The following is a 12,554-nucleotide window of genomic DNA, read 5'->3' as shown; positions in this document are numbered from 1 at the left end:
TTATGATTAATTATCAGCGATTTACACTTGATAATGGCTTACGTGTATTGGTACATGAAGACCATACCACAGCGATGGCCTGTGTGAATATATTATATGATGTGGGTGCACGGGATGAATCGCCCGATAAAACCGGATTTGCTCATCTTTTCGAGCATCTGATGTTTGGAGGTTCTGTCAATATCCCTAACTATGATACGCCCTTGCAGGAAGTCGGCGGAGAAAACAATGCTTTTACAAGCAACGATATAACCAATTATTATATTACGCTGCCGTCTGCTAATCTGGAAACTGCATTTTGGCTAGAAAGTGATCGTATGTTGAGTCTAGCTTTTAGCGAGGAAAGTCTAGAAGTGCAAAGAAATGTCGTATGTGAGGAATTTAAACAACGCTACCTCAACCAACCTTATGGTGATGTTTGGTTACGTTTGCGTCCCCTTGCCTACAAGGAACATCCCTATCGCTGGGCTACGATAGGCAAGGAGCTCCGCCATATCGAGGATGCAACAATGGAGGATGTAAAAGCGTTTTTCTTCAAGCATTATGTCCCAAGTAATGCTATTATGGTAGTCTCGGGAGATGTATCATTTAATCAAGTAAAAACGTTAGCCGAAAAATGGTTTGCTAATATCCCTGCGCGTCAGAAACCCGAAAGAAGGTTACCCCAAGAACCGAAACAGTTAGCTCCACGACGAGAAGAAGTATACTCAGATGTGCCGGTAAACAGCATCTACATTGCATTTCATGGTCTCGGGCGTATCCATCCCGATTATCCCGTAATGGATTTATTATCCGATATACTATCGCGTGGAAATTCTTCTCGACTTTACAGGGCGCTAGTGAAAGATCAACCCTTGTTTAGCGAGGTAAATGCTTACGTCTGTGGTTCTATCGATCCGAATCTTATTGTGATTGAAGGGAAACCATTAGCTCAGGTAGATATGGCCAAGGCAGAAGCATCGTTATGGAAACAGCTCGACATACTGAAAACCGAGCTGATGAAAGAAACAGAGCTACAAAAGGTGAAAAACAAGATAGAATCAACGATGGTATTTGCGGAGCTTTCAATTTTGGATAAAGCAATGAATCTTGCTTTTTTTGAAGCACTAGGAAGCGCAGATTGGTATAACGAAGAAGTGGATAAATACCTCGCCATAACACCAGATGATATTCAACGGATGGCGCGAGAAATTTTTATTCCAGAAAATTCATCTACCCTAATTTATTATGCTAAAGAACGACAACAACATGCTGGATAGAGCCGAAGCACCTTCACGTCATGAAATACAGGATATCGACCTTATTCGACCGGATGAAGTGATTTTTGACAACGGAGTAAGGGTTTTTATTTTCAGAGCGCCGACGCAAGAGTTGATAAAGGCTGAGTTTATCTTTCAGAATATATTCGATGGCTCGGAAGATTCCCTTCTTCATACCTGTGCCAGCCATATGCTAAAAGAAGGTACGAAAACACGGACGGGTGCACAGATAGCCGAAGAGATAGATTTTTATGGTGCGTATCTCATGCCAGAATATAGCTTTGACCAAACTGCACTAACACTCTATTCGTTGAATAAACATTTAAATGCGGTTTTACCGGTTGTGCACGATATATTGAGTGCGGCTATTTTTCCAGAGGAAGAACTGGAAACCTATATTCGTAACAATAAGCAGACATTACAGATCTCGTTGCAAAAAAATGAATATGTCGCACGTCGGCTATTTTTCAAGAACTTGTTTGGAGAAAGTAGATATGGACGGGTTCCGACGGAAGAAGCTTATGATAAGCTGAACAGAGACGATTTGATTGCGCTGTATCAGAAACAGATACAGCCTCAAAACTGTACGTTGATTTTATCGGGAAATATCACTGATGATGTTTTAAAGCACGTACGGGCGCTTTTTGATGTCCAATGGGCAAACACTGTGGATACAAATAGCATTGTGGCACCTAAATTTCCCGTTTTTGTACCATCAACAGTTATGGAAACGCGCGCGGACGCCTTGCAGTCAGCTATCCGTTTGGGTATACCCACCATTAACCGGGTGCATCCCGATTTTCCAGCTATCCAATTTGTTAATACCCTTCTCGGCGGGTATTTTGGTTCACGTTTAATGCGAAACATCCGTGAAGACAAGGGGTTCACCTATAGCATCGGATCCGCCTTTGCGAGCTTACAACATACCGGATTCTTTACCATTGCTACGGAGGTCGGTGTCGACAGTACACAAGCAACACTAGTGGAAATAGAAAAAGAGTTTACTATTTTGCGTGAGACAGCAGCTCCTGAGGAAGAGATAGCATTAGTAAAAAATTATATTTTGGGTTCAGTTTTAGGATCTATCGAATCTGTATTTTCACATGCTGATAAATTTAAAGCGGTGTATTTCTATGGACTCGATATATCCTATTATACACGTTATAATGAAATCATCCGTAACATGACCGCCGCAGATGTGCAGCGTATCGCCAATACGTATTTTGATTACAATAATTTGCTTAAGATTGTAGTAGGGAGAAATAATTAATCTTTCTTCTTTTTCCCCGCGAAAAAGAAGCAAAAAGCTCGTCGCTTCGGATGTTTGACAGGGAGGGAAGTGCTAAGGATAGATTTCTACAATTGTCAAAAATCCGGATGCGACATTGGATGTTAAGGGAGTTTTCATGCAATTGAATATTCCATCATTAACCTTACAAAGGTTATTTACTTTCTGTAATAACAGCCTTCCCTTCTTTACCCGGAGAGCCAGAGTAAACTTGCCCTTGTGGTATGCCACGAAGACCAGGAGCAGACATGGCTATTCGTGAGTAAATCTGGTTTAAGTCAGAAACAGGATTGATTGCGCGACCACCGGCAGAGACATCGATATAAACGTAATTCGCTTGTTTTTTATCTTCTGCCTGAGGTATAATCCCACTCGGATCGTATTTGAAATTCACATTTCCACCGTCGCCATTCGGATCGGTCTTCGTGCCGTTCATGGCATCTTGACCACGGGCAATAACATATAACGAACCCAATTTTTTAAGGTTGATGTCGATATCGAAGTCCGAAGCATTGTTTCGTCCGCCCATACCGCTAATAAATGCACCTTTCCCTATTTCCGCATGCTTTATGACCAGTTTGACGTCTTTTTTTCCATAAAACTGCAAAGATGATCGGTCTTTCATGATAAGTGTATCAATATAGATAACTGCCGAAGAATCGCGGCTGTTAAATGTTCTCTTTTTCTTCTTGCCTAATTCTAATTTGCCGATATGTTCCTCTTGCGCATATCCGATCGATAGGAAGGAAACGCCTAGGAAGAGCAAGGTTATACTTAATATGTGGGTTAATTTCATGACTTTTACTATTTACGTACGCTATATACATTATATTGGAATAACAAAAAGGTAAATAGTTTAGTTTGTCCCACCAGACGAATATTGAACAATAAGTTTTGCCGCTTTTTCCGACGCTCCGGGAGATCCAAGTTTCTCAGCTAATACATCATAATTCTCCAATACACTCGCGCGGTGTTCCTTATTTGTTATCAGCTCACCAAGTTCGTCGGCGATCGTACGGGTATCGCATTCTTCCTGAATAAACTCCCGAACAGATAGAAAGCCGTTAATCAAGTTTACTAGAGAAATGAACTCAACTTTCACCAAACGACGAGCTAAAAATACCGTAAGTTTATTGGCTTTGTAGACGACGACCTGCGGCACTTTTAAAATGCCGGCTTCAAGCGTAGCAGTACCACTCGTCACTACGGCGGCTTCGGCATGTTTGAGAAGATCATAGGTTTGTTGGAAAACGACTTTTATTGGTAAATCACCAGTATATTGCCGGTAGTAGTCTTCATCAAAATTGGGTGCGCCCGCGATGACGAGCTGATGTGCCGGGAAAAGATAATATAGATCAACCATAACCGGCAAAAGTTTTTCGATTTCCATTTTTCGACTCCCCGGAAGTAAGGCAATAATTGGACGTTCGTTGAGTTCATTATCTTGCTTGAAAGCGGAGTTGAACGTATGCTGACTTATCGCGTCCAGTAAGGGGTTGCCAACATAATCTACAACATAATTGTATTTTTTGTAGAAATCAACCTCAAAAGGAAGAATACAAAACATATGATCAACGACTCTCTTGATTTTATGCACTCGACCTTGATTCCATGCCCAGATTTTAGGAGAGATATAGTAGCAAACACGAATACCACGCTTTTTAGCAAATTCTGCGATTTTAAGATTAAATCCGGGAAAGTCTACCAAAATTAAAGTGTCCGGATTTTCCTCAGTGATATCCTCTTTTACCAGTTTTAAATTCTTCTGGATTTTTCCGAGATTTTTGATAACCTCTACAAATCCCATGAATGCCATTTTCGATGTATGTATCAATGGTGTTTCTCCAGATGCCTTGCACATTTGATCTCCGCCCACTATACGGAAACTAGCCTCTGAATCTTCTTTTTTTAAGGCTTTGATTAAATTAGCACCGTGCAGATCTCCAGAAGTTTCTCCTGCAATAAGATAATATTTCATGATCTTTACTTTTTATATCCCCAGTTCAATCTGGAACATTCCTCCCCAAGCGTTTTTGCTACTATTATTGCTAAAGTCCCCATTTGGCACGGTGTAATTTGCATTTAATTGGAACTTGAGCCGATGTGCTTTCATATATTTGGTCAATCCCAGTTCGATAACATCGAGCTGATCTTCGTAATTCCGCAGCTGCTGATGCGGTTTTATATGCGTATAGCGCGTAGCAACTTCATATCCTTTATTGAGGAGATAAGATGCTTGCTGATTCACTCCCCATCCCTTCTGGGCGTAGGTTTCTTCTTCTTCTGGACCATCCACTTGATTAAATTGATCATCGACAATGTTGAACGGATTATCGACATCACGTCGCATATATTCTACCTGATATGCAAAGCCCTGATATTTAAAAATAGCGTCTGCAAAAGACGTTTTGAGCGTAAACGGATTTTTTACATACCTGCCGAGTTGCCCGCCTTCTCGTGTTGTCCGGTCATTATAGCTATAACCACCTCCTAACGAGAGCTTAGGCGTTTCTTCGCGCTCAATATCTCCTTCCGAGTAGTCGCCCTCATTTGTGAATTCCCCAAAAGGTAAAAATTCCATACGTCCAGTATAGGCTAGACCGTTATCGCTACCCAGCGCGGCCCGTCCCTCTCCTGTGGAAACAGCTGCTTTAGCATTGAAGGGCACCTGACCGATTTTATTTGTGTAGTGGAAGGTCATCCCGAAATCCCGGTCGACCGTGAATCTACTATTGACCAATGACCGGTCGGCAAATTGTAATTGACCCGAGGAGTTGACCCGTTGACGGTTTCCTGGTAATTTGTTTTGTCCGAAAGATACCCAGAAATTATCCGTAAAATTATAGAAAACTACAGCATCACGTACGATATTTGGAATACCGCTATCATCGAAATCCTGATCACCTCTTGTAAAGGCCAGTTGAACGGAGTACGATATTTTAGGCGTATAAATGTAACCGTCCATCCGCAAACGTAACCGCCGGACACGCGCGTCAAATGATCCATTATCGATATTGTCCAGCACGTTGCTGAATCCAGCTCTGTTTTGCATACGAAATCTAAAGTTGGTATAAAACAAAGAATCGTTACTCATGTATTGTATTCCCTTAAAATTCAGTATGTTTGCTCTATCGTCTCGTTCCTGTGCCTGGCTTTGGATAGTAAACAAAAGGCAACCAGCGGTCACCAGCAATAGTTTAATTTTAATGTTCATGCGTATGGTTGTATAAAAGTATTTCTATCACGTGTCGCAAAATGCCAAAGATAATGTTTCTTGGTTTTACTTTACGCTATTCTTAGATACGAAAATTCATTTTAATTTTGGAAAGAATTGGGAATTTCTATTTGGGGGGAATTGTGCAAATCTAGTTAAGAAAATTGTGAGCGAAAAGAGACGAAAAATAATTCATATTGATATGGATGCATTTTATGCGTCGGTGGAGCAACGTGATTTTCCGGAATTGCGAAATAAAGCACTTGCAGTTGGTGGTTCGCCGGATGGTAGAGGCGTGGTGGCGACAGCGAGTTACGAAGCACGGAAATATGGAGTCCGCTCGGCAATGTCTTCCCGACAGGCGTTACAGCTTTGTCCGCACTTGATCTTTACACGACCCCGATTTGATGTGTATAGGGAAATTTCCAATCAGATACGGGCAATTTTTAGACGATATACGGATTTGATAGAGCCGCTTTCGCTGGACGAAGCTTTTCTGGATGTGACAGAAGACAAACAAGGTATAGGGTCGGCCATTGAAATTGCTAAAGCAATTAAGACAGCCATTCGTGAAGAATTGGGGCTGACTGCATCGGCAGGTGTGTCTACAAACAAGTTTATTACCAAAATTGCATCGGATTATCAAAAACCGGACGGATTAACGTTTATCGGGCCTTCTAAAATTATTCCTTTTTTAGAGCATCTCCCTATCGATAAATTTTTTGGAGTTGGCAAAGTAACAGCTGAGAAAATGAAAAATATGGGAATACATACCGGACAGGAATTGAAGGAGTTTACGGAGAATGAGTTGATTCGGCGATTCGGGAAATCAGGTAAATTTTTTTATCATATGGTGCGGGGAGAGGACAATCGACCCGTGAAGCCTAATCGGATCGTCAAATCAATTGGTATAGAAGATACATTTGAAACGGATCTCAAAGAGGAGCAGGAAATGCTAAAGGAATTGGGAGCGTTATGCATAAAACTGGAAAAGAGGTTAGAGGGGAGGGCCAAACAAGGACGTACAGTTACACTGAAAATAAAATTTGCAAACTTTTCCCAGCTTACAAGAAGCAAAACAAGTGCATTCTATCTAAATACCGCGGAAGATATTTTCCGACAGGTAACTGATCTTTTCGGCAACGTGGACATGGAAGACAAGCGGGTGAGGCTTCTGGGGGTGACGATCTCTAATTTTTATGACGCTGATTTGGAAAAACTGCATAACCCACAATTGCGGTTGTTTTAAGACCAAGTTAAGTATTGTTGCGACTCCATAATACGTTTTAGAAAACTGATTACGTATTATATTTCTGAAATTTATATCTTAAATGAAAGTTCAAAACGGAGAAAGATAGAAGGGATAGTTGTTACATAGGAAAATTGTGCTAAATATGTAGTTGAAACGCTACATGTTTTTTTAAACCTCATCAATCTGTTCAAAGAGTTACTGATATTCTCTAAATTCGCTTACTGGATCTTTTCCGGTAATGGTCCTCATATTGAATAGAAATAAACTAATTTTTAATGCAGATTATGAATGCAATGTTGCTTAAAACATGTTGGCGTGCTATATCCAACAGACATATTGATGAGGATATGGATAAATTGCAAGCCGTTAGGGTTCGTTTGATGAATCAGTATGCTTTTTTAATTTCGTTGATTTTTATTACAGATGCTTTTCGGAATTTATGTTTTGGACGCCACATTAATTTTTCGATTTTGCTTACGGTGGGCTGTGCATTATTTTTGTTATCGTGGTATACAAGGGTGTATTTTAGTACAAAAATTGCGGCGTCGACACTCGTAGTGGCCACATTGATGGTATTCTACTTTTGTTCTACTGCGGGTTTTCACAACGGAATTGCTCCGTATTACTTCGCTATTCTGTTTGCTGCTTTATTCATTTTTAACGAAAAAAATAGCCTGTATAATATTTTTGTTTTTCTGTGGATTTTTGTGCTGTTCTATATCGTGCAGTTGTTTCATCTGGAATGGTTTGATGGGGTCGAGGAAAGTCAGGTGTATTTTCGTAAGAATCAACAAATTACTTTTGTTCAGGCGGTACTGCTATTAGCTGTTAATGGTTATTTTATTATGCTGAAGAACAAAAAAATACAGAATTTGTATCATCAAGCATTACGTAGTGGTATGGGATTGTCGAATAATCAGTATTCAGAACAACCGAAATCAGCTGGCACGTTGAAGTCTCCGGCATATGTTGTGAAGTTGGCAAAAGATGATGACATGGCTTTTTTACCAATGTTTAAGCACGTATTTCCAGATTTTTATGAGAAGTTGCGCGAGAAGAATCCCGAAATGACGAGAGAAGAATTTAAATTTTGCGCCCTGTTGAAATTAGGATTTACCACTAAAGAGATTGCCAATTATAACCATATGGCTGTGCGCAGTGTGCAGACGAAGAAAAGCCGGCTTAGGAAATCATTTTGTATTCCTCCGGATGAAGACCTTTATCAGTGGATTGATCGGTTTTGATAGCGCAAAAATTACTCCTCTGGCTCTTCCGGTATAGATTTTATAAACTCTGAAGGAGACATTCCTGTTACCTTTCTGAAGTTTTGTGCAAATTTGCTTTGTGAAGAAAAGCCAGCTTCGTTGGTTAGAGCCGCTATTTTCAGTCGTCGATAATAGGGATCGTTTATCAATCTTTTTGCAATGTAATTAATCCGAAGCTCGTTAATATAATTGTAGAAGTCCTTTTTCTTTTGCGAGTTGATAACAAAGGAAAGGTACTTCGCATTGGTATCACAATAAATAGCTAGGTAGGAAAGAGAGATGTCCCTTTTAACATAAAGGTGTTTACCTTCAAACTCTTCCAATCGGTTCATAATCTTGTTGACAATTTGATCTGAAATTACTACGGTAGGGGAAGTTTCATTTTCCATTCCTGACGGCTGATCTTTATTGCTTTCCTCTTCGGGGTTATCTGGTAAAGGAAATTGCTGCTTTTCGACTTTTTTGTCTACTACATTTTTGCTGATTAGTTTCTGCTTTTGTCTAAATTGCGGTAAGATAAAGTAAAGCGTTATGGGGAATACTACCAATAACCCCATGATGAGAAAGGCTATTTTACTTTTTGACCTTCGTTGCTGGTCTTTTATTTCAAGACCTAGATTCGTATAAGAATTATCTACGAATTCAGCTGATTTCTTATAAATTTCGCTTACAATAGAATCTTGTAATTTTTTGATAAACAACACCTTATCTATTTTGTTTGTTGTTGCATAATATCGGTATGCCGTTTCATTCACTTCTTTCTTCAGTTGTAGATAGTAAGATTTATCTGCGAGGCGTTGCGCGCTGTCTAAATGTTTTTCGGCCTTCAAAAGATTTTCTCTATTTAGGTATATATTCGCCAGACCATTATGAATTAAAGCCGTGACGTAATTTTCGGGAGCATCAATGCCTACGCGCAAAGCATTTTGATAGTGTTCTATTGACTTGTCATAATCCTCTAGTAAGTAGTAATTAAGGCCCAATAACTGCTCATTCTCCATCTTAAAGAAGCCCCGATTTTCTGCGGTGCTTTCAAAATATTGTTCTGATTGTTGGATGTAGGCTATCGCTTGTGTATATCGTTTATTTGCCATTTCGTTATGAGCCATCTCCTGATTGATCAATCCTCTGACTGTATTGGCTATTTGTGGGCGTTTTATTTGTTCAACAATAGCAGATGCTTTTACTATATACTCTTTTGCTGGCGTGAGCAATCGCGCAATTCTATATTGGGTAGCTAAAAAACCATAAATTCGAGCTTTCCAGTTTACCTCATCGGTATCATTGACGATTTTTTCTGCTTTCAGCGCATATTCGATTGATTTTATTGTTTCTGCCCGTTGTTGGTACAGGGAAGCGGTAAGCATTAAGCTTCGAATTTGTAATAAAGGGGTTCGTGATATTGAATATAAAGAGTCGGCAATCTGAATGGCTTTTGGGAAATCCTTTTGGGATGTTTCCAAATATGTTTTTACGTACAATGCGTTATAAGACTCTAGATCCTGTGCACGTAAAACGACGTTACATATCAATAAACAAAAAATATAAAAATAAGTTAACCCCTTACTGTCGATCTTCATAGTATATATTAATATTAGGATGTTTTAAATTAAATTCCAAATAGATAAATATATTTAATTATAATATTTAAGTCTTTGACGTTTGTTGTCCTCCTTTTAAAATTTCATATTGTTGTCTTTTCAACCAACGAACAATAGTCTTCTTGGTCATAATACCATATTTTTCCATGGCCTCTTCCAGCAACAGATCACCTTTAATGATGGCTTGGACAACACCTTCCTTTATTTCTTTTTGATAGCGTATCACTGATGGTTTCATATTCTCTAATTTTTATAATCAAATCGAATATCGGTTTGATTCCCTTTATTGATATTTCTATTTTCTGGTTTCATATTTCATGTTGTTTTTGAATATATAATAAAAGGATCCGATATTATCGGGGAGAAATACCGGATACAATCTACCTATGAAAAATTATACCGAGGTCGGTACTATATACAAAAACAAAATCATTGTACAAAAATGCGTGTGTGTGATGTTTTACCCAAAAAAAGAGGTACAGCGTAAATACAATAATGGCTATCACAAATGTACAATAAATTGCATTCTTAAAGTTCTTTTGTTATGTAGCAGGATAACTACACTAAGTTGGTGTTGATGTCTGTTATCTTGTTGTTTATTAGTTGTTTATAGTGTTTTTGTGTATTGTTCGTTTTCGGTAAAATGAATAAAATAAAATTGTGCCTTTTCGTTATTTGGGTCATACAAAAGCTTTCTATAGCTATCAAACGCCGCTAATTTTGTCGCATATTAATTTGGCTTAAACAAGCCAGCTATTAATCGTAGTCAAGAAATATTATTAATTAAAATCAGCAAAACCAAAACAACAATGGAAGAGCAAAATAGTATGCTACCACCTGATATTGCAGGATTGCAGGATGGGAGTAAAACAAAAAACGAGAAACTTATTTATCTCGCGCCCGCGATGGGATCGATTCTCGTGGAGTTGGAAAACAACATTGCGGCCGGTTCAATAACGGTAAAGGAAACGGAAGGCAAGGTTGAAGAAGGATGGATGGTTGAAGACGACGTGGTGAGAGAAATTGACATTGATCTTTTTTAATAAACAAAATAATCAAAAACAAAAAATGGAAATAATGAGAAACGCTACGAGATACATTACCATACTTATACCCTACCTATTTTTCGCACTACTCGTCATGGTTTCCTGTAATAAGGATACGATGAGACCATTTGGAGCTGGAGACCAGATAAAGATGCGCGTCAATGTAAAAGGTGGCATAGTGGCAGATTCAAATAAACCTAATAATAATCAGCGGGCTTCTGTTGGTCGATCCAAAGCAACATCATCTGTTAATCAGCAACAGACGATTGATCTTGGCGACGGTCTTAGGCTAGTAGCTACGCTTGTACCACAGCAAGAAGCTGCTCCAGTACAGCTGAAACAATCTGGAGAAAAGGGCCTAAAGGCTTTAGCTCAACCCGTAAGAAATGATTTACCAATAGGAACGAAATATAGACTGTTGGTTTACAATGCAACAGGACAGGAAGTATATCGTACAGATGAAGAAGTAACCAGTACTTCATCCGCGTATGAGGAATTTGCTTTGGAAGTGAATGATCCCGATAATCCAGGGATATTTACTTTTATAGCCTATTCTGCGGGTACAGCCGATATTCCAGAGTTAGAAGGGACCACATTGGATGAATTTTATGTTACTATAGCAGAAGATTACGACAAATTTATGCATTTTGTCGAAACAAAGACCTTTTCTGGCAGTCCTGATAACATTTATGAACTGGACGTTGTTCTATGGAACAAACTCAGTGAAATCACGACGATTGTTGATGCCACAAACGTTGGCTTAGACGCACTAAGAAATGTGAGTGGTGCTTATTTTGAGTCAGCTTCGCATGATGTAGGCAACCGGGCTACGGTTAAGATTTTAGATGGTGAGATGACCTATCTGGGGACAGCCGTAGATAAATCCATCGTATTTAATTCCAATGATTTTCCTGGCACAGCGGTTGCAAGCCAGCCAACCGTTTTAGTTCATGATGCAGCTTCTGATGTAACGTTAAAGCTGGGGAATTTGGAGATATTCTATAATGGGCAAACCTTCAGTAAATCGGGGGAGACGACAATTCCTGTCACTCCGGGGGTAAAATACGATTTGTATTTGGAGATTAAAGCTTGGTGTTTGAAGGATATATCTGATACGGAGTTTTCTCAAGAATCAGATGGTGGTCCGGGGAGCCTAACTTCTAATTTCACTTTCTTAACCACAGCAGGAGAAAGTCTTGTATTGAATATTGCCGAACTAGATAATTCATTTAACATGGTTATTAACGGCACACCATTAGCAACTAAGGAAATCGAGTTTCAGACGAATACTGACATCGACCATACTGCTCGTTTTATGAGTAATCCAAGAAATCATGGTGAGGGTACTAATGCACAAATATACAATATGACTGGGACGAAGACGGCACCAGTGATTCGAGTGACTATTAATACGAATGGTTCCGTTACGATGCAGGCCAAAAGAACGCAGACCGGATCACTTCAAACAATGCAGTTGTATAATGGGGCATCATGGAATCCTGTTATTTGGTATACGGATGGCAGACCAAACGAAGTCACGGTTTCTCAATATCAAACTGGTAAAACGATAATGAGATTTTATATAGACGGCGGTGTGGCGAAGGTTGAATGTGGTGAAGAATAACAATT

At 39.3% G+C, this 12,554-nt stretch carries 11 protein-coding genes; 6 read left to right on the top strand and 5 right to left on the bottom strand.

Annotated features, from left to right (window positions below; all coding sequences use genetic code 11):
* Positions 1-2 precede the first annotated feature (2 nt).
* Together C5749_RS04490 and C5749_RS04485 are read left to right on the top strand one after the other, a co-directional pair.
* Positions 3-1,259: a M16 family metallopeptidase gene (locus tag C5749_RS04490; RefSeq protein WP_105723383.1), complete on the top strand. Its 1,257-nt coding sequence runs from the start codon at positions 3-5 to the stop codon at positions 1,257-1,259.
* Entirely contained in the window at positions 1,228-2,529 is a 1,302-nt protein-coding gene (locus C5749_RS04485) for a M16 family metallopeptidase (protein ID WP_245893616.1), read from the top strand. Before C5749_RS04490 ends, C5749_RS04485 begins: the two co-directional genes overlap by 32 nt.
* Positions 2,530-2,701: 172 nt before the next feature.
* Here C5749_RS04485 and C5749_RS04480 read toward each other — a convergent pair whose 3' ends face one another.
* From C5749_RS04480 to C5749_RS04470, 3 genes are read right to left on the bottom strand one after another with little or no spacing between them, the layout of a single operon-like run.
* On the bottom strand, positions 2,702-3,343 hold the full coding sequence (locus tag C5749_RS04480) for a hypothetical protein (protein WP_105723379.1): 642 nt from the start codon (positions 3,341-3,343) through the stop codon (positions 2,702-2,704).
* Positions 3,344-3,403: 60 nt separating this feature from the next.
* Positions 3,404-4,525, bottom strand: a complete 1,122-nt coding sequence (gene lpxB / locus C5749_RS04475) for a lipid-A-disaccharide synthase (RefSeq protein ID WP_105723377.1) — start codon at positions 4,523-4,525, stop codon at positions 3,404-3,406.
* Positions 4,526-4,537: 12 nt separating this feature from the next.
* Positions 4,538-5,761: a porin gene (locus C5749_RS04470; RefSeq protein WP_105723375.1), complete on the bottom strand. Its 1,224-nt coding sequence runs from the start codon at positions 5,759-5,761 to the stop codon at positions 4,538-4,540.
* A gap of 202 nt (positions 5,762-5,963) precedes the next feature.
* Here C5749_RS04470 and dinB point away from each other — a divergent pair, with 202 nt between their 5' ends.
* Together dinB and C5749_RS04460 are read left to right on the top strand one after the other, a co-directional pair.
* Entirely contained in the window at positions 5,964-7,010 is a 1,047-nt protein-coding gene (gene dinB, locus C5749_RS04465) for a DNA polymerase IV (protein WP_105725217.1), read from the top strand.
* Positions 7,011-7,288: 278 nt separating this feature from the next.
* Positions 7,289-8,257 carry a membrane-associated sensor domain-containing protein gene (locus tag C5749_RS04460; RefSeq protein WP_105723373.1) on the top strand — a complete coding sequence of 323 codons (969 nt, stop codon included), beginning with the start codon at positions 7,289-7,291 and terminating at the stop codon, positions 8,255-8,257.
* Positions 8,258-8,268: 11 nt separating this feature from the next.
* Here C5749_RS04460 and C5749_RS04455 read toward each other — a convergent pair whose 3' ends face one another.
* Both C5749_RS04455 and C5749_RS04450 read right to left on the bottom strand, forming a co-directional pair.
* Positions 8,269-9,645 (bottom strand): helix-turn-helix domain-containing protein, encoded by a 1,377-nt coding sequence (locus tag C5749_RS04455; protein ID WP_181151270.1) that lies wholly within the window; start codon positions 9,643-9,645, stop codon positions 8,269-8,271.
* A 280-nt stretch (positions 9,646-9,925) separates the two neighbouring features.
* Entirely contained in the window at positions 9,926-10,117 is a 192-nt protein-coding gene (locus tag C5749_RS04450; RefSeq protein WP_105723369.1) for a hypothetical protein, read from the bottom strand.
* Between the two features lie 571 nt (positions 10,118-10,688).
* Here C5749_RS04450 and C5749_RS04440 point away from each other — a divergent pair.
* On the top strand, positions 10,689-10,922 hold the full coding sequence (locus tag C5749_RS04440; protein ID WP_105723365.1) for a hypothetical protein: 234 nt from the start codon (positions 10,689-10,691) through the stop codon (positions 10,920-10,922).
* Positions 10,923-10,956: 34 nt separating this feature from the next.
* Positions 10,957-12,549, top strand: a complete 1,593-nt coding sequence (locus tag C5749_RS04435; RefSeq protein ID WP_146113673.1) for a hypothetical protein — start codon at positions 10,957-10,959, stop codon at positions 12,547-12,549.
* Positions 12,550-12,554: the final 5 nt, after the last annotated feature.

It is taken from the genome of Sphingobacterium gobiense (genome assembly GCF_002980575.1).
In the GTDB taxonomy this organism is placed as follows: domain Bacteria; phylum Bacteroidota; class Bacteroidia; order Sphingobacteriales; family Sphingobacteriaceae; genus Sphingobacterium; species Sphingobacterium gobiense.
Note: the sequence above shows the minus strand (reverse complement) of the source record. Positions and strands in the feature narration are given on the sequence as shown.